We start from the raw sequence: 17,373 nt of genomic DNA on the forward strand, positions 1-17,373 counted from the left end.
TCCGAAAGCGGCGGAACGAGCAACATAATGTCGTGAAACGCGCTCTATCAATGCTAAGTTTAAGCGATTAGCGCAACTTTATTGTGACGACTCTCCAGAGTCTTCCAAAAGCTTCAAAAAGCTTCAATAGGTTGCGGCGAGATAATCCACGATCGCGGCGGCGTCGGGTTCGTCGATCTGCGCATGGTAGGACGCGATCATCTTTTTGACGACGCCCTCCCAGAACGCCCGGCCCATCTTCGGCGGCTGGCGCTCGATATAGTCGACCGAGTGGCAGGCGGCGCAATTGCTCTGGGCGGTTTCCTGGCCCGGTCCGGGGCGCAGCGTCGCGGTTTCTTCCGGCAGCGCATAGGTCAGCGTCTCGGCGGCGCCGAGCGCCGGCGCGAGAGACGCCGCCGTCGCCACCAGGATGAGGGTTTTGCGAATGCGCCGCATGTCTCCGCTAGACCGCCTCTATCCGAATTGTCTCCACCACGTTCTGCATATAGCCGGCGTGGTTCCATAAGGGCGCCAAGGGCTGCGACTGGCCGACGCGACTGACGGCGCGGGATTTCAAATGATGCACGCCGGGCCGCAGCGACAGCTCCGTCCGCCATTCGCGGAAGGAATAGCGGCCAAGATCCTCGCCGAGCCGCGCCGCGGTCCAGCTCGCGCCGTCGTCAGCTGAGAGCAGCACCGCTTCGACGCCATGGCCGCCGTCGAAGGCGATGCCCCTGACCTCGAAGGCGACATGCGCCGCGACCTTCGCGTCTTCGGCCGGCCGCGTCACGAAGCTGCGGACATTGAGCCGCTTGATCGGCCGCGTCGCCCCCTTCGGCGCGCCGGGCGTGACGCAGACGCAATCATTATCGGGGATGCGATAGGCGCTCGACATCCAGAAGCCGCTAAAATCGCTGTTGAGCACTTCGATATCGTTGAGATGCTTCACCCAATAGGTGCCGTAACAGCCGGGAACCACCAGCCGCAACGGGAAGCCGTTGAGCCATGGCAGGTCTTCGCCATTCATGGCGTAGGCGAGCATCACTTCGCCGTCGCCGGCGTGGCCGAGGTCGAGCGCCTTGACGAAATCCGGCGTCTCCCACGGGCGAGTCGAGCCCGTTGAAGGCGACGGACTGAGCCCCCGGCTTCGGGCCGGCCTTTTCGAGCAGCGTCTTGAGCGCGACGCCGCGCCAGCGGGCGTTGCCCATCGCGCCATGGCCGAACTGTCCGCCCCCGACGCGCGGCTCGACGAAGCCGCGGCTGTTGCCCGAACATTGATTGACGGCGACGATCTCAACTGGCTCGAAGTCGCGCTTGAGCGCTGCAAGCGAGAGCGACAGCGGCATCTCGACATGCCCCCGCACCTCGAGGCGAAAGGCTTCCGGATCAATGCTGAGCGGGACGCCGGCGAGGTGATAGCGGACGAAAAAGGCGTCGTTGGGCGTCAGCACGCCTTCGTCGTAAACGGAAAAAGGGGTTTCGAGCTGAGGCGGCCTGACGGTCTGCTCGATCAGCGCACGTTTCCCAGGGTAGCGCACGAGGGGCCGGTCGCCATTGGCGAACCCCAGTCGCGCGGCGTCCGCCGCGAACGCGCGCCGTCCGTCCAATGAGGACAGCGCCGCAAGGCCAAGGCTTGCGCCTCGCAGAAATGATCGCCTGCTCGTGGCACGGGGCATATTCAAGCCGCTCGCGGCCGGCGCCTTGCAGCGACTGCGCGGATAGACCGTCAGGAGCCCCAGATCGTCAGCGCGGCGCAGAGCGCGAACGGCAGCGTCGCAAGCGCCAGAACGCCCGTAACGCACAGAATCCGCTCAGCTTCGCTCGCCTCTCTCGGAGCCGCCTTTTCCTGCCAGTTGATGAACGCCATCACGATCCCCTTACAAGTCCGACGGGCCCCTGCCGTTAGGCTCGGCAAAGAGGCGCCCGCATAGGAACGCGCGAGGCGGCGAATCGTTGCAATAATGTTAAAAAAGGCTGAAGCGCCGGCTGTGTCAGCGGCGCGCCACGACCGGCGCGCGGGAGCGGCGCTGGGTCGGCGGCGGCGCCGGCGCGGCGTTTTCGCTGAACAGCTCGGCGAGCTTTTCTGTCATGGCGCCGCCCAACTCCTCGGCGTCGACGATCGTCACCGCGCGCCGGTAGTAGCGGGTGACGTCATGGCCGATGCCGATGGCGATGAGTTCGACCGGCGACTTGCTCTCGATCTCTTGAATGACCTGCCGCAAGTGCCGCTCAAGATAGTTGCCGGCGTTAACCGAGAGCGTCGAATCATCGACCGGCGCGCCGTCCGAGATCATCATCAGGATGCGCCGCTGCTCGGTGCGCGCGAGCAGACGGCGATGCGCCCAATCGAGGGCCTCGCCGTCGATATTCTCCTTCAACAGCCCTTCCCGCATCATCAGGCCGAGGTTGCGTCTGGCGCGGCGCCAAGGCGCGTCGGCGGCCTTATAGATGATGTGGCGGATGTCGTTGAGGCGACCGGGATTGGCCGACTTCCCTTCGGCGATCCAGGCCTCGCGCGACTGCCCGCCCTTCCAGGCGCGGGTGGTGAAGCCCAGGATTTCGACCTTGACGCCGCAGCGCTCCAGCGTGCGCGCCAGAATGTCGGCGCAGGTGGCGGCGACCGTTATCGGGCGCCCGCGCATCGAGCCGGAATTGTCCAGAAGCAGCGTCACCACCGTGTCGCGAAAGTCCATGTCCTTTTCGCGCTTGAACGAAAGCGGCTGCTGGGGATCGATAATGATCCGCGGCAGCCGCGCGGGGTCGAGCATGCCCTCCTCAAGATCGAACTCCCAGGAACGGCTCTGCTGCGCCATCAGCCGGCGCTGCAGCCGATTCGCGAGCCGGCCCACGACCGAGGAGAGATGCAGCAGCTGCTTGTCCAGATAGGCCCGCAGCCGGTCCAGCTCCTCGACGTCGCAGAGCTCCTCGGCGCGAATGATTTCGTCGAAGCGGGTGGTGTAGGCGTGATAATCGGCGCCGACGCGCTCGCCGGCGTTCGTCGCCGGGTGACGCGCCTCGGCGGCCTCTTCGGCGTCTCCGGCGTCGGCCTCTCGCTCGGTCTCGCCATAGGGCGCTTCCGCGGAGTCGCTTTCGCCCTCCTGTTCGGCGTCTTCGGCCGCGAGCGCCGTATCCATCTCGGCGGCGCTCTTGGACTCTTCGTCGTCGCGATCGTCGCTCTCGCTCTGGTCGGGATTTTGTGGCGCGTCCTCGCTTTCCTCGTCGGACTTGGTCTCGTCCGGCGCTTCGCCGCTCGCCATGTCGAGATGCGAGAGCAGCTCGCGCACGATCTGGGCGAAAAGCTTCTGGTCCTCGACCGCCCCGGACAGTCGGTCGAGATCCGCGCCGGCGCGCTCTTCGATCGTGTCGCGCCACAACTCGACAATCTTCTGCGCGTGCTGCGGCGGATTGAGTCCGGTCAGGCGTTGGCGGGCGAGCAGCGCCAGCGCGTCTTCGAGCGGCGCCTCGTCGCGGCCTGAGATTTCATCGGCGCGGCTGCGCTGATAGCGGTCGTCGAGCATCGCGCCGATGTTGGCGGCGACGCCCGGCATGCGCATCGCGCCGATCGACTCGCAGCGCGCCTGCTCCATCGCGTCGAAGGCGGCGCGGGCGTCCGGGGGCTCGGGCGCATAGCGGCGATGCAGCCCGTCGTCATGGCAGGCGAGACGCAGCGCCAGCGAATCCGCTTGACCGCGCAGAATCGCGGCGTCCCTTACGTTCAGCTTGCGCGGCGGCTCCGTCAGCCGCGCCTTCGCCCCCTCGGCGCCCGCGATCAGCGAGGGCCGCTCGGGGGCGAAATTCACCTCGAGCGCTGGCGAGCGCGCCATGGCGCGCATGGCGCCGGCGACGGCGCGCTTGAACGGCTCCTGCGGCGCCTCTTTGGGCGAGGCAGGCCGTCGGTTTGTCGGGACGGGCGGCATGACCGAACTATATGCGCGCGGGCAGGCAAGGCCGCAAGCCGAAAGGCCCGATGGGCGGAAAGCTTACAATTTTCGGTCGGCCTTGCTGAAATTGGAAAGATCGCCTTCCGCCGCGGCGCGCCGGCGCCAGGATTTGGCGATGGCGGGATATTTGATCTCTTTCGAGATGCGGGAAATCTGCTGCTGCAGCTTCTCGCTCCCGCATTGGGGACAGGCTGGGACGTCCGCGCCGCGCACCAAGAGTTCGAATTCCGCCGCGCAGGCGTCGCAGACATAGGCGTAAAGCGGCATGAGGGCCTCGCGTCATGTGCAGTCGCCCATGACACGAGCAATTTTCGTTCCGCCATACGGTCTCATGCTTGCGCGCCCGCGACGTGTCGGACGTGCATGTCTACAGACCGATCTCGCTGGCTCAACGCGCGAATAGCGGCAACTGAGCCGGACGGTTGAAGCGGCTGCCCGGTTGAGCGCCGTGATACGAACGCTGGCTGATCCGTTCGCTTGGAGCTTGTCATATGTGGACGGCCCCGCTTGGCAAGCGGTTTTTTGTCGGCGCGGTGAACCTGGTGGCGGGTTTCGGTCATATGTCCGGCCTTTTGGCGCGGCGCGTATGTCCGCTGGCCCTGATGAAGTTCGACTGCGAAGGCTCCTGATCATTCCCGCGAGCTTTGTGCACGTGACACGTAGCGGAGTGTCCTTCGTCGTCGTTTCCGACCCTGTCGTTCATCACGTCGATGTTTCGCCCTCGCCAAACTGGATGGTTCGAACGGTTACGCCATCGAGGGCTTCCCTGCGCGCGCCATGATCTGGGTTCGGAAGGCCTCGCCGGTCGTCATCATGGCCCAGATGATCCGCGCCAGCTTGTTGGCGAGCGCGAGGCTCACGAGCCGCGCCGGCTTCCTGGCCAGGAGGGCGACGAGCCAATCGCGCAGAACGCCGTTGCGTTTGCCGGCCACGCGCAACAGCGAGGTCGCGCCGAGCGTCAGCAGCTTGCGCAGATAGCGGTTGCCCTGCTTGGTGATGGCGCCGAGCTTTTCCTTGCCGCCGCTGGAGTTTTGCCTGGGCGTGAGGCCGAGCCAGGCGGCAAAGTCGCGCGCGGATTTGAAGACGCTGGGGTCCGGGACGCTGGCGACGATCGCCGTGGCGACGATCTTGCCGACGCCGGGGACGCCGGCGAGCAATTTGCTGATCTCGCTTTGCGCATGGACGTTGGCGATCTCTTTATCGAGCGCGACGATCGCGGCGCTGATCGCCTCCAGCTGCTGGACGAAAATCTTTACGGTCGCCTTGGCGATTTCTGGAAGCGTCGCGTCATTCTTGGCTTTTTCCAGCAGTTCGCCCGCATGGCCGACGCCCTTGGCGGCGACGACGCCAAACTCCGCGAGATGTCCGCGCAGCGCATTGACGCTCATGGTGCGCTGCTTGACCAGAAGCTCGCGCGTCTTGTGCAGCATCAAGCTCGCCTGGTTCTCGGCGCTTTTGATCGGCACGAAGCGCATGTCTGGCCGCGACACGGCCTCGCACACCGCCGCGGCGTCGACCGCGTCGTTCTTGCCGCGCTTGACATAGGGCTTGACGTAAATCGGCGGGATCAGGCGCACGTCATGGCCCATGGCGCGCAGTTCGCGTCCCCAATAATGCGCCGAGCCGCAGGCTTCCATGCCGATCAGGCAGGGCCCCGCCTCGGCGAAAAAAGCAAGAAAACCATCCCGCCGCAGCTTGCGCGTGACGGCCCGCCCATCCTCGCTCACCAGCGCGTGAACTTGAAAATACCGCTTGCCCAAATCAATCCCGATTCTGATAAACTTCTTCATGGACGGCCTCCCTCTCTGTGGCGCTCCGGCGACCACGTCTTGGCACTTTAGATGCCGTTGAGGCGGGGCCGTCCACCCCATCATTCCCGGCGGGCCGAAGGCCTGACCGGGAATCCAAGCCAAACCAAGAATGCTGGTCTTGCGCTGGATTCCCGATCGCGCGCGTCGGGAATGACAGCCGAATGGTTCAAGCGGCCCACACCCCGGCCCTCCCCCGCTTCGCGGGAGAGGGAGAAGCCGCAGCGCTACGTCATCACCACATTCACGGCGCTTTCCGGCAGCTCCTTGCCGAAGCAGCGCTGGTAGAATTCGGCGACCAGCGGGCGCTCCAGCTCGTCGCATTTGTTCAGGAAGGTCATCCGGAAGGCGAAGCCGATGTCGCCGAAAATCTCGGCGTTCTCGGCCCAGGTGATCACCGTGCGCGGACTCATCACCGTCGAGAGGTCGCCGGCCATGAAGGCGTTGCGGGTCAGATCCGCGACCCGCACCATCTTATTGGCGACGTCGCGGCCTTCCTTCGTCGCGCCATAGGATTTCGCCTTGGCGAGCACGATATTGGTTTCCGCGTCATGCGGCAGGTAGTTCAGCGTCGCGACGATCGACCAGCGGTCCATCTGCGCCTGATTGATCTGCTGCGTGCCGTGGTAGAGGCCCGACGTGTCGCCGAGCCCCACCGTATTGGCGGTCGCGAACAGGCGGAACGCCGGATGCGGCCGGATGACCCGGTTCTGATCGAGCAGCGTCAGCCGGCCGGAGACTTCGAGCACCCGCTGGATGACGAACATCACGTCGGGGCGCCCCGCGTCATATTCGTCGAAGCACAACGCCACGCAGTGCTGCACCGCCCAGGGCAGGATGCCGTCGCGAAATTCGGTGACCTGCTTGCCGTCCTTGAGGACGATGGCGTCTTTGCCGACGAGGTCGATGCGCGAGATGTGGCTGTCGAGATTGACGCGCACGAAGGGCCAGTTGAGCCGCGCCGCCACCTGCTCGATATGGGTCGACTTGCCGGTGCCGTGATAGCCGGTGACCATCACGCGCCGGTTCCTGGCGAAGCCGGCGAGAATGGCGAGCGTCGTCTGCCGATCGAAGAGGTAGTCCGGGTCAAGATCCGGCACATGTTCGTTGCGCTCGGAAAAGGCGGGAACCTCCATATCGGAGTCGATTCCGAACACCTGGCGCACCGAGATCTTCATGTCCGGCGTGCTCTCGAGGCCCGTTGCGGCATATTCTACAGCGACCAAAATGCGTCCTCCTTGCGAGGACCGTTTCGTCCCCGCATGATTGCGCCGAAGATGTCTGCGCCGGCGCGGAAAAGCGGCGCGCGCTCAGACCAGCCGGGCGGCCCTCAGCGTCTTATAGGCATGGATGATTTCCCGCAATTTTTCCTCGCGGGAGCGGTCGCCGCCATTGGCGTCGGGATGATGGCGCTTGACGAGCTCCTTGTAACGCGCGCGGATTGTCACGGCGTCCGCCGTCTCCTCAAGCCCCATCGCGACGAACGCCCTGATCGTCACGGGCGAATGCTGCGGACCACGGCGCTCGGCCGGCTGAGGACGGCGAAAGCGCTGGCGATAGACGGCGAGCGGATCGGCCGCCGTCATCGTGTCCTCGCGAAAACCCGCCTGTCCGCGTCTCGTCCCCATCGACCATGTCGGGCGATGCCCGACCGTCGCGTCCTTCATGTAGCGGGCGACCGAAGCATCATCCATGCCGTTGAAATAATTGTATGTGGCGTTGTATTCCCGAACATGTTCGAGGCAGAAGCAGAGATACTGCCCCTCACGCAGCCGGCCCATCGGCGCGCGGTGGACGCCCTCCGCCTCGCAGCCGGGGGAATCGCAGCGCGTCACGGTCTCGCGCCGAGTTTCGCGCGGCTGGCGCTTGGTTCGGATGCGGTCGAAGAGGGGCGAATTCAGGTCCATTTCATTCCATTATGATGGCGCCGCAGCGCGCCGCAAGCGCAACCAAGCGCCAATGTGCTAAATCGGCGGTCGAACCGGAGATAAACATGACGGATCAGGGTAAAGGCGTCGTCAAGACGCGCATTGCGCAGAAACTCACCGAAGCCCTTGCGCCAGCGGCGCTCAACGTGATCGACGAATCGCACAGCCATGCGGGGCACGGGCATCACCATCCCGACGGGGAAACCCACTTCAGAGTGGAGGTGGTGAGCGCGGCTTTCGAGGGCAAGAGCTTGATCGAGCGGCACCGTCTCGTCAATGCGCTTCTCTCCGACGAGTTGGCCGAACGCGTCCACGCGCTGGCGATCAGCGCCAAAACGCCGCACGAAGCCGCGCCCGTCTAAGGCCGTCAACTGCGCAGCGGGACGCCATCGGCGCCGCAGTCGATCTCGGAAACGTCCTCGCCCATGGCGATGCGGGCGCGCACCAGCGCCCCGTCGGCGCCATAGGCGTAATCGTGGCGCAGTTCCACCTCGCCATAAACGAGCTTCTCACAACTGATGATCCTGCCCTCGGCGTCATAAGTCGCACGAAAATAGGTGTTGCGGTTCATAAGCTCGCTCGCCTCGAGCGGCCCCAGGAGCTTCAATGGCAAGCGAACCCCGGAACAGGAGAGAAAATACCGGCATTCTTCGACATTCGGCGCTTCATTCATCTCCGACATCATCGCTCTCCCTCGTGCCCGGCGTTTCTTTAGGCGACGCCGCGCAACTATACGAGAAAATCGCGCCAACCTGATGGCTCCCAACTGCGCGGCTGAAGCCAGCGGCTCTTGACGGTCGGCTGGCCAACGCGTAGGCGCGGGCCGCGCGGCGCTGCGCTGCGCCGCATCGAGAGGGCTGCACCATGGCCGCCGTCGACAAAATGGCGAAACCCGCCGCTAAGCCGGCCAATCCCTGCTTTTCCTCCGGCCCCTGCGCCAAGCGCCCGGGATGGGCGCTGGCGCATCTCGCCGGGGCGGCGCTCGGCCGCTCCCACCGATCGAAGGCCGGCAAAGCGAAGCTGGCGCAGGCCATCGCGCTGACGCGGGAGATCCTGCGCGTTCCCGGCGATCACCGCATCGGCGTCGTGCCGGCCTCCGACACCGGCGCCGTGGAGATCGCGCTCTGGTCGCTGCTCGGCCCCAGGGGCGTCGACGTCGTCGCCTGGGAAAGCTTCTCGAAAGACTGGGTCAATGATGTCCTGAACCAGTTGAAGATCGAGAAAGCGCGAAGTCTCGTCGCGCCCTATGGCGAATTGCCGGATCTGTCGCAGATCGACTTCGACAATGACGTCGTCTTCGCCTGGAACGGCACGACCTCCGGCGTGCGCGTCCCCAGCGCCGATTTCATTCCTACGGATCGCAAGGGTCTGACGATCTGCGACGCGACCTCGGCGGCCTTTGCGCAGCCCTTGGACTTCGCCAAGCTCGATGTGACGACCTACAGCTGGCAAAAGGTTCTTGGCGGCGAGGCCGCGCATGGCATGCTGATTCTCTCGCCGCGCGCCGTCGAGCGGCTCGAGAGCTATGCGCCGCCATGGCCGATGCCGAAGATTTTCCGGCTGACGAAAAAAGGGAAGCTGAACGAGGGGATTTTCCAGGGCGAGACGATCAACACGCCCTCGCTGCTTGCGGTCGAAGATTATCTCGACGCGCTTTCCTGGGCGAAATCGATCGGCGGGCTTGAGGCGCTGTTCGCGCGCTCGAACGCCAATGCGCGGGCCGTCGGCGACTGGGTTGAAAAGACGCCCTGGATCGACTTCCTCGCCAAGGATCCGGCGACCCGCTCCAACACCAGCGTCTGCCTCATCTTTTCCGCTGAGAGCGCGGCGAAAGACGCCGACGCGCAGGCGGCGCTCGCCAAGAAGATGGTTACGATGATCGAAAGCGAGGGCGCCGGCTATGATTTTGCCGCCTATCGCGACGCGCCGCCGGGCTTTCGCATCTGGTGCGGCGCGACGGTGGAAACCGCCGACGTGGCGCTGCTCACCAAATGGCTCGACTGGGCCTATGCGCAAGCTTGCGGCGAGGCTGCGCAAGCGGCGTGACGTCGCGGCGAGGTTCCGTCGAAGAGCGGGGACTCGGTAGGCTTATTGCTGTCGCGGCCAAACGGCGTGCGTTGATACCTGCGTTTTTTTTGTCGCTGTCCAACGGTTCGCCTTCTCGGTAGAGTCTTGATTTGAGTGATACGAAAGCTCCCACTAATTCAAGCGTTAAAAAACCCTGGATTGCGCTTGACGCTCGGCGCATGGGGCGCGTCGCTCCTTTCTTTGCAGGATGATCACATGCCGCCGCGCGTTCTCATCTCAGATTCTCTTTCGCCGGCCGCCGCACAGATTTTCCGCCTGCGCGGCCTCGACGTCGATTTCGAACCGACCCTGGGAAAAGACAAGGACAAGCTTGCCGCCGCGATCGCCGACTATGACGGACTCGCGATCCGTTCGGCGACGAAGGTGACCGCCGACATCTTTGCGCGGGCGCCGCGGCTCAAGGTCGTCGGCCGCGCCGGCATCGGCGTCGACAATGTCGACGTCGCCGCCGCCACCGCGCGCGGCGTCATCGTCATGAACACGCCCTTCGGCAATTCCATCACCACCGCCGAACACGCGATCGCGCTGATGTTCGCCCTGGCTCGCGAAATTCCCGCCGCCGACGCCTCGACCCAGGCCGGCAAATGGGAGAAGAACCGCTTCATGGGCGTCGAGATCACCGGCAAGACGCTTGGCGTCGTCGGCTGCGGCAATATCGGCGCGAATGTCGCCGAACGCGCGCTCGGCCTGAAGATGCGCGTGATCGCCTTCGATCCTTATCTCACGCAAGAGCGCGCCAGCGAGCTTGGCGTCGAAAAAGTAGACCTCGACGAACTCTTGGCTCGAGCCGACTTCATCACATTGCATACGCCGCTTACGGCGCAGACGAAAAATATCCTCTCGGCGGAAAACCTCGCCAAGACGTGCAAGGGCGTGCGCATCATCAATTGCGCGCGCGGCGGGCTGGTCGACGAAGAAGCGCTGCGCAAGGCCCTCGACGACGGCCATGTCGCCGGCGCCGCCTTCGACGTGTTCGCGCAGGAGCCGGCGACCGAAAACCCATTGTTCGGCCATCCGCACGTCGTCTGCACGCCGCATCTCGGCGCGTCGACGAGCGAGGCGCAGGAAAAGGTCGCGCTGCAGATCGCCGAACAGATGGCGGATTATCTGATGCGCGGCGCAATCGCCAACGCCGTGAATTTCCCCTCGATCAGCGCCGAAGAGGCGCCGCGGCTGAAACCCTTCGTCGAACTTGCCGAAAAGCTCGGTCTCTTCGTGGGTCAGGTCGCGCGCGCCGGCGTCGACACATTGTCGATCGTCTACGAAGGCGCCGTCGCGTTGCAGAAGACCCGGCCGATCTCGGCGGCTGCGATCTCCGGGCTGCTTCGACCCATTCTCGAAGACGTCAATCCGGTGTCGGCGCCGATCCTCGCCAAGGAGCGCGGCCTCGCCATCGAGGAAATCACCCGCGAGGCGCAAGGCGACTATGAATCTCTTGTCACGCTCAGCGCGCATACCGCGCAGGGCGACATTTGCGTTTCGGGAACGGTTTTCCACGACGGCAAGCCGCGAATCGTCGGCATCGGCGACATTGGCGTCGACGCCGAATTCGCGCCGTCGATGATCTATCTGACGAATGAAGACAGACCTGGATTCATTGGCAGATTCGCCGGCGTGCTCGGCGAAGCCGAGGTCAATATCGCCACGTTCGCGCTCGGCCGCGACAGGCCCGGCGGCGGCGCGGTCGCGCTCGTCGCCATCGACGGCGATTTGCCGGCCGACGCGCTTGCCGATCTCAAGAGCCTGCCCGGCGTGAAACAGGCGACGACGCTTAAATTCTGAATGGGCGCGCGGCGGCAGTGTTGCAAGTCTGCCACTCTCCCAGAAGAAACGCGGCTTGTCCTGAGTTTCGCGCGTCGGCCCGCTTGCTTGCGCGAGCGGCCTGCGGGAGTAATCATCAGCGCGTCTGCGTCACAATTGGGGTCGGCGCGACGTCAGCCCACTTTTGGACAAGGGAAAACCATGCGGCGTCTCGCTTTTGCACTGATTTGCGCCTTTGGCGCGCTCGGCGCCCTGTCGTCTCCAGTATCCGCGCGCAGCCCCGCCCCGCAGCCTGCCCCGGCGCCGGCGCCGGTCGACCCTTTCGCGGCGCTGTTCGGCGGCGGCTCCTTCGCCCCGCAAACCAGCGACGGGCGTCCGCAGGCGGTCGCCGTTCCGCGCGAGACCGTCCCCTTCGACGCCAAATATGCGCCCGGCACGGTGATCATCGCCACCAATGAGCGTCGCCTCTATTATGTGCTCGGCAACGGCCAGGCGATCCGCTACGGCGTCGGCGTCGGCCGCCCCGGTTTCGAATGGGCCGGCACCCGCTTCGTCGCCCATAAGCGCGAGTGGCCGGACTGGACGCCGCCGGCGCAAATGCTGCGTCGCCGCCCCGACCTGCCGCGGCATATGGAGGGCGGCCTCAACAACCCGCTCGGTGCGCGCGCCATGTATCTCTCCGGCACGCTGTACCGCATCCACGGCTCCAACGAGCCATGGACCATTGGACAGGCCGTGTCGTCGGGCTGCATACGGATGACCAATGACGACGTGGTCGACCTCTACAATCGCGTCAAGATCGGCACCCGCGTGGTCGTAACGCGATAAGAATTACGGCGACGTTTTGAACGGCCGGCGCTCGCGTCGGCCGATTCATTTTGCAGGATTATTTTTCTCCAGGCCGGTCGCGATCGAGCCCCTTCGCTGCAAGCTCTTCGAGATAGGACGAGAACCGCTCCGCCGCCGTCTCGCCGAGCTCGCGCAGATATCGCCACGTGTAGATCCCGGTGCGGTGCATGTCGTCGAAGTCGAGCCGCACGGCGTAATTGCCGACCGGCGCGACCGCGATGATCGCGACATTGCGCTTGCCGCCGACAGTCTTGCGCTCCTTTGCAGAATGGCCCTGCACTTCCGCGCTCGGACTCTGCGTGCGCAAAAGCTCGGCGCTGAGCGCGAATTGCGCGCCATCGTCGAAGGAGACGTTCAGCATCCGTCCGCCTTCCGAGAGGCGGAGTTCCGTTGGCCAGGACTCCTGCCCCATATGCGTCTCCCGGGCCCGTTGTGGCGTGAGGCGATTTGCGGGCCGAGTTCTGGCCGCCTCCCAAAATCTCTATCGCCTTCGCGCGACGAGCGCCAACGCGATCCTCACTGAAGGCGAGCTTTCTCGCTCCACCAGCTCTCCAAAGTGAGGCCAAACGGAATCATAGGGAAGAGCGGCGTGTGCGCAGGATGGCGGATGGCGGCGCGATGCGCGCACCAGATGGCGTTCGCGTGCTGCAGAGGCACGAAATAGAATCCCGAGAGCAATACGCGATCGAGCGCGCGCGCCGCCCAAATGCTGTCCGCCTTCGTCCGGGACGCGAGCAGATTGTCGAGCGCGGCGTCGAGCGCCGGCGAAGCGGCGCCGGCGAGATTGAACGAATTCTTCCGGTTGAGACTTTCCGTGCTCCACCGGTTCAACTGCTCCTGACCGGGAACCGCATACGCAACCCATTGCCCGATCATCATATCATATTCGAAGCGCTGCCGGCGGCGCTGGTACTGGACTTCGTCATATAAGCGCGGATTGGCTTCGATGCCGATGCGCTTCAGCGCGGCGGCGAAATTGAGCGCAAGCCGCTCTTCGTCGCGATCGCGAATCATGATTTCGAATATGATCGGAGCGCCATCCTTCTGGAGGCGCCCGTCGATGAGGACGTAGCCGGCGTCGGCGAGAAGCGTTTGCGCGCGCTTCGCGACCGCGCGATCGCGCCCAGAACCGTCGTGCTGAACGGGTCGCCAACGCCCCTCGAGAATGTCGTCGCGGACGACGCCCGGAAAATTCGCAAGAAAGCCGCGCTCGGCGGCGCTCGCGGGACGCCCCGTCGAGGCGTAGTCCGACTCGCCGAAGTAACTCTCCGTGCGCGTATAGAGTCCGCCGTAGAAATTGGCGTTGATCCACTCGAAGTCATACATCATGGCGATGGCTTCGCGCAGCCGCACGTCGCGAAAGACGGCTTTGCGCAGATTGAAGACGAAACCTTCCATCCCCGTCGGCCGGCCGGGGCGCAGCGCTTCCTTCACAACGGCGCCGCTGCGAACAGCGGGAAAATCATAACCCGTCGACCACCGCGCGGCGCTCGTCTCCTCGCCATAGTCGATAAGTCCCGCCTTCAGCGCCTCGAACAACGCCGCGCCGTCGCGATAGTAATCGACGGCGATCTCGTCGAAATTATAGAGCCCGCGTTGACTCGGTATGTCGCGGGCCCAGTAGTCGGGGTCGCGGCGCAAAACCAGACGCGAACCCGCTTTGGACTCTGAAATCACATAAGGGCCGGAGCCGAGCGGGATCGTCATATCGAGCTCGTCGAAGCGCTCCACATTGGTCGCCTTCTTCGACAGAACCGGCATGGCGGCGAGAATGAGCGGCGCTTCGCGATCCTTCACGCCGGTCAGATCGAAACGGACGGTATGGTCGTCGAGCGCCACGGCGGATGTCACCGAAGCGAAAGTCACGCGATGATTCGGCCGACCTTTCGACTTGAGCAATTCAAAGGAAAATAGAACGTCCGAGGCGACGATCGGCGTTTTGTCGGAAAAGCGCGCCCGAGGATCGAGGCGAAATGTGACGCGCTCGCGGCCGTCGTCGATTTCGACGGACTGGGCGATCAGCGGATAAAGCGAATAGGGTTCGTCCTGCGATCGGGTCATCAGGCTTTGCAGCACATTGTCGACGATGTGCTGCGGCGCGACCCCGAATCTGGCGTTGAACGGATTGAGACTTTCGAATCCCCCGCGCCGGCCGAGCCGCAGCGCGCCGCCTTTTGGCGCGTCGGGATTTGCATAAGGAAAATGAGCGAAATCCTTCGGCAACGCAGGTTCGCCATAGAGCGCGAGACCATGCGTGACGGGAGCGCTCGAAGGCTTATCGGCAAGCGCCGAAACCGGCGGCGAGATCGCCGTCAATTGGACAAGCGCCGCGAGACGCGCGGCGGCGATCATGCGTCCGATTGCGTGGCCAGCGCGAAGCATCGCATCGCCTCCTTCGCCAGATCGGCCGATTGAAACTATTCGGCCCGGTCAATCTCCGATTCGAAATACGATTGAGCGCGATCGCCGCATCGGGCGGCGCATTATTGGGTCAGAGAGGATGTCGCGGCGGAAAGCGTTCACGAAGCTTCGCCGAAAAGGCGCTCGTGTGGCGGGCGCCGCCCCAAAAACAGGGCGGCGCACGATCGCATCAGAACCTGAGTTTGATGCCTCCCGTAAAAGCGCGCGGTTGGCCAGCGAGGATGCCGGCGCCTTGCGCCGTCACCAGGCCGCCCGTCGGCCAGACCAGCGGCGTTTGTATGGGGCCGGCAAGGAGCGAGTTGGCCACCACGAATGCGCCGGAGACATAAGTCCGATTGAAGACGTTCTGGACCTCGAAAAAGAGCTCGATATTCTTGACATAGAAATTGTCCACGTCGTGATTATAGTGCGCGTTAAGATTGAACAGGCTGTAGCTCGGCAGAGTGGTGAAATTCGCGTTGTCGATCGTATAATTGCTCTTGAAAATATATTCGGCGTAAGCGCCAAGACCCGAGAGGTCGCCGTAGGGCTGATCATATCCCAGACGCATCGTCACAGTGTGCGGCGGCACGTTGGGAATTCTGTTGCTGGCGCGATTATACAGGACGGCTCGCCCCCCGACCGATCCGAGGTCTTCCCAAAAATTGGTGAAGAACTGATTGTTGAACGTATAAGCCGCAATCAGCCGCCATCCTTCGAAGGGTCGCCAATCAGCGTTGAGTTCGACGCCGCGATGAAGAGAGGAAGGAATATTCTGCGAGTAGCTGACGAGTCCATTGTTCAACGTCAGAATTTCATTGCGATGCCATTCGTTGAATCCGGTTACGCTAAAGGTGAGATCGGGGCTCGGCGTCCAGTCGACGCCGAGATCGACGCCCATGTTCGTCTGGGCCTTCAGGGGATTTTGTCCGACGCCGGTTCGCGTGCTGGTAAGAAACACGAATGTCGGCGTGCTGTAGCCGGTCGCATAGCGCGCTCTCACCTGCCACTCGGGACTATAGCGATAGGTGAGCGACGCTTCCGGCGCCGTGTTCCAATAGTCATTGTCGACGGCGATCTGAGTGGGAAATCTGGGCGCCAGATTCGTGGGGTAGTTATAAGCGGTATTGACGCCCCAGACCCGATTCCAGTTGGCGCTGAAGCCGATGACGCCCGTAAGGCCCGGCGCGAGCGCAATCTCTTCGCGCGCCCGCAAGCCAATGTTTGACGTGTAGTAATCCAGCTTGCCGATCTGCGCGCCGATCGCGCCGCTGTACCAAGTATTCGCGATCTGATTGAAGAGCGGGTTGGTGGTCTTGGCGTTGCTATAGAAGAACTGGAGAAAATGCGTCGCCGGAAACCCAAAGATCGGCACGTGACTGGTGATGTCGTTCTGCGCGGTGATTCCCACCGTCGGACCTCTTAAGGCGACGGGGCCGCCCTGGCCGGTGGGGCCAAATATCGGCGGCGGCCAAGCTCCGCTGATGTTGTCGAGATAGTCGTACGTAAATTGCGATCGCAAGGTGGTGTCGTTGTCGAAGTCATGCTCGAACTGAACGCCGGCGATCTGTCTGAGAGAGTGCTGATGCGTGCCAAGCTGCCAGACGCTTTGGCGAACGACTGGGGTCGTTATGCCATTCGCCGGCACGTTCAAATTATTGCACAAGTTGAGGTTCAGGGGGACGGCGATGGAGCAGCCATAATTTTGTTGGAAGGGATTGAGGTAGAACACATTGAGATTTTCTCGGTTGATGAACTCCGATCTCAAGTTGTTGGCGACATATTTTACGATAACACGATCGGTAGGGGTCACGTCCCATCTGCCGAGAAGCTTGGCTTGTTTGGCTGAGAATGAATTGCGGGTATAGCCGCTGCTGTTGGCGTCGGAGGCGAAAAACGACAGATCGAAGCCGCCGAGCGTGCTGTCGACCACCGCCTTTCCGACCCGGACGTAATTATTGACATAGCCGAAGCTGCCAAATTCCGAACCTGTGTGGACGCCGTCGATTTCGGCCCCGGAAAAGCTCCGGAAATTGAGCGCGCCCGCATAGGCGTAATTGCCGAAGAGCGCCGAGGACGGTCCGCGATAGACGTCGATGGCGGTGTAGGAATGCGGATCAAGCATGTCGGTGCGGCCATTGCCGTCGGCCGTCGTGATCGGGAACCCGTCTTCGTACAGCATGATGTTGCGGATGCCGGTGGGAAACCCGACGCCAAGCCGATTGCCGGAGCCGCGTATCGAGATAAACAGATCGCGCGCGTTGTTGCCTTGCTGAACGGAGACGCCAGGGCTGTATTCCAACACCCTCCGGACATCCGCTAGAGGCGTCGGCCTGAGGAATTTGGTGTTGACGATCGTCACCGTCTGGCCAGGCGGATCGCGGTAGATCGGCAGCTTCGCGCGGACCGGATTGAAGCCGGGCGCATATCCCGCTTCGCCCGCCGTCGACTCTCTCACGGCCGGAGCGGTGACCGGCGGCGGCCGCCGTGCGGCGCCAATCGTGATCTGCGGAAGCGCCTGCTGCGCGAGCGCGACGGAGGGGGCGGATAAGAGCGCAAGAGCGCCGAGCGCCGCGCCATGCATCAATTTCGACCGGGACGTCATCTTCTTTTCTTTCC

15 protein-coding genes and 1 pseudogene are annotated in these 17,373 nt (G+C 63.6%); 4 read left to right on the forward strand and 12 right to left on the reverse strand.

The window, feature by feature from the left end:
- Nucleotides 1-123: 123 nt before the first annotated feature.
- From sorB to BN69_RS06920, 8 genes and pseudogenes are all read right to left on the reverse strand, one after another.
- Nucleotides 124-435 carry a SorB family sulfite dehydrogenase c-type cytochrome subunit gene (sorB, locus tag BN69_RS06890; protein WP_014890850.1) on the reverse strand — a complete coding sequence of 104 codons (312 nt, stop codon included), beginning with the start codon at nt 433-435 and terminating at the stop codon, nt 124-126.
- Nucleotides 436-442: 7 nt separating this feature from the next.
- Nucleotides 443-1,655, reverse strand: a pseudogene (gene sorA, locus BN69_RS06895) (SorA family sulfite dehydrogenase catalytic subunit).
- Nucleotides 1,656-1,705: 50 nt separating this feature from the next.
- Nucleotides 1,706-1,846: a hypothetical protein gene (locus BN69_RS19565; protein WP_014890853.1), complete on the reverse strand. Its 141-nt coding sequence runs from the start codon at nt 1,844-1,846 to the stop codon at nt 1,706-1,708.
- A 124-nt stretch (nt 1,847-1,970) separates the two neighbouring features.
- The gene (gene cobT / locus BN69_RS06900; protein WP_014890854.1) at nt 1,971-3,896 is read right to left on the reverse strand and encodes a cobaltochelatase subunit CobT; all 1,926 of its coding nucleotides are present in this window, start codon (nt 3,894-3,896) and stop codon (nt 1,971-1,973) included.
- Between the two features lie 63 nt (nt 3,897-3,959).
- Nucleotides 3,960-4,187 (reverse strand): FmdB family zinc ribbon protein, encoded by a 228-nt coding sequence (locus BN69_RS06905; protein ID WP_014890855.1) that lies wholly within the window; start codon nt 4,185-4,187, stop codon nt 3,960-3,962.
- Between the two features lie 479 nt (nt 4,188-4,666).
- Nucleotides 4,667-5,710 carry an IS110 family RNA-guided transposase gene (locus tag BN69_RS06910; protein WP_014889743.1) on the reverse strand — a complete coding sequence of 348 codons (1,044 nt, stop codon included), beginning with the start codon at nt 5,708-5,710 and terminating at the stop codon, nt 4,667-4,669.
- Between the two features lie 245 nt (nt 5,711-5,955).
- Nucleotides 5,956-6,954 carry a cobaltochelatase subunit CobS gene (gene cobS, locus BN69_RS06915; RefSeq protein ID WP_014890856.1) on the reverse strand — a complete coding sequence of 333 codons (999 nt, stop codon included), beginning with the start codon at nt 6,952-6,954 and terminating at the stop codon, nt 5,956-5,958.
- Nucleotides 6,955-7,038: 84 nt separating this feature from the next.
- On the reverse strand, nt 7,039-7,635 hold the full coding sequence (locus tag BN69_RS06920; RefSeq protein ID WP_014890857.1) for a J domain-containing protein: 597 nt from the start codon (nt 7,633-7,635) through the stop codon (nt 7,039-7,041).
- Nucleotides 7,636-7,721: 86 nt separating this feature from the next.
- Here BN69_RS06920 and BN69_RS06925 point away from each other — a divergent pair, with 86 nt between their 5' ends.
- On the forward strand, nt 7,722-8,018 hold the full coding sequence (locus tag BN69_RS06925) for a BolA family protein (RefSeq protein WP_014890858.1): 297 nt from the start codon (nt 7,722-7,724) through the stop codon (nt 8,016-8,018).
- A 5-nt stretch (nt 8,019-8,023) separates the two neighbouring features.
- Here the strand turns inward: BN69_RS06925 and BN69_RS06930 are convergent, their stop codons facing one another.
- Nucleotides 8,024-8,338, reverse strand: a complete 315-nt coding sequence (locus BN69_RS06930) for a DUF6156 family protein (protein ID WP_014890859.1) — start codon at nt 8,336-8,338, stop codon at nt 8,024-8,026.
- 182 nt (nt 8,339-8,520) lie between these two features.
- Between BN69_RS06930 and BN69_RS06935 the strand changes: the two genes are divergently transcribed.
- The 3 genes from BN69_RS06935 to BN69_RS06945 all read left to right on the forward strand — a co-directional run bounded on the left by BN69_RS06935 (nt 8,521) and on the right by BN69_RS06945 (nt 12,333).
- Entirely contained in the window at nt 8,521-9,702 is a 1,182-nt protein-coding gene (locus tag BN69_RS06935; protein ID WP_014890860.1) for a phosphoserine transaminase, read from the forward strand.
- A 237-nt stretch (nt 9,703-9,939) separates the two neighbouring features.
- Nucleotides 9,940-11,526 (forward strand): phosphoglycerate dehydrogenase, encoded by a 1,587-nt coding sequence (gene serA / locus BN69_RS06940; RefSeq protein ID WP_014890861.1) that lies wholly within the window; start codon nt 9,940-9,942, stop codon nt 11,524-11,526.
- A 180-nt stretch (nt 11,527-11,706) separates the two neighbouring features.
- Nucleotides 11,707-12,333, forward strand: coding sequence for a L,D-transpeptidase (locus BN69_RS06945; RefSeq protein ID WP_014890862.1), 627 nt, complete (start codon nt 11,707-11,709; stop codon nt 12,331-12,333).
- Between the two features lie 58 nt (nt 12,334-12,391).
- Here the strand turns inward: BN69_RS06945 and BN69_RS06950 are convergent, their stop codons facing one another.
- The 3 genes from BN69_RS06950 to BN69_RS06960 form a co-directional block, all read right to left on the reverse strand.
- Nucleotides 12,392-12,766 carry a gamma-butyrobetaine hydroxylase family protein gene (locus BN69_RS06950; protein ID WP_014890863.1) on the reverse strand — a complete coding sequence of 125 codons (375 nt, stop codon included), beginning with the start codon at nt 12,764-12,766 and terminating at the stop codon, nt 12,392-12,394.
- Nucleotides 12,767-12,870: 104 nt separating this feature from the next.
- Nucleotides 12,871-14,736, reverse strand: coding sequence for an extracellular solute-binding protein (locus BN69_RS06955; protein ID WP_014890864.1), 1,866 nt, complete (start codon nt 14,734-14,736; stop codon nt 12,871-12,873).
- Between the two features lie 208 nt (nt 14,737-14,944).
- The gene (locus tag BN69_RS06960; RefSeq protein ID WP_014890865.1) at nt 14,945-17,359 is read right to left on the reverse strand and encodes a TonB-dependent receptor family protein; all 2,415 of its coding nucleotides are present in this window, start codon (nt 17,357-17,359) and stop codon (nt 14,945-14,947) included.
- Nucleotides 17,360-17,373: the final 14 nt, after the last annotated feature.

Origin of the sequence: Methylocystis sp. SC2, from assembly GCF_000304315.1 — a bacterium.
Classification (GTDB): Bacteria; Pseudomonadota; Alphaproteobacteria; order Rhizobiales; family Beijerinckiaceae; genus Methylocystis.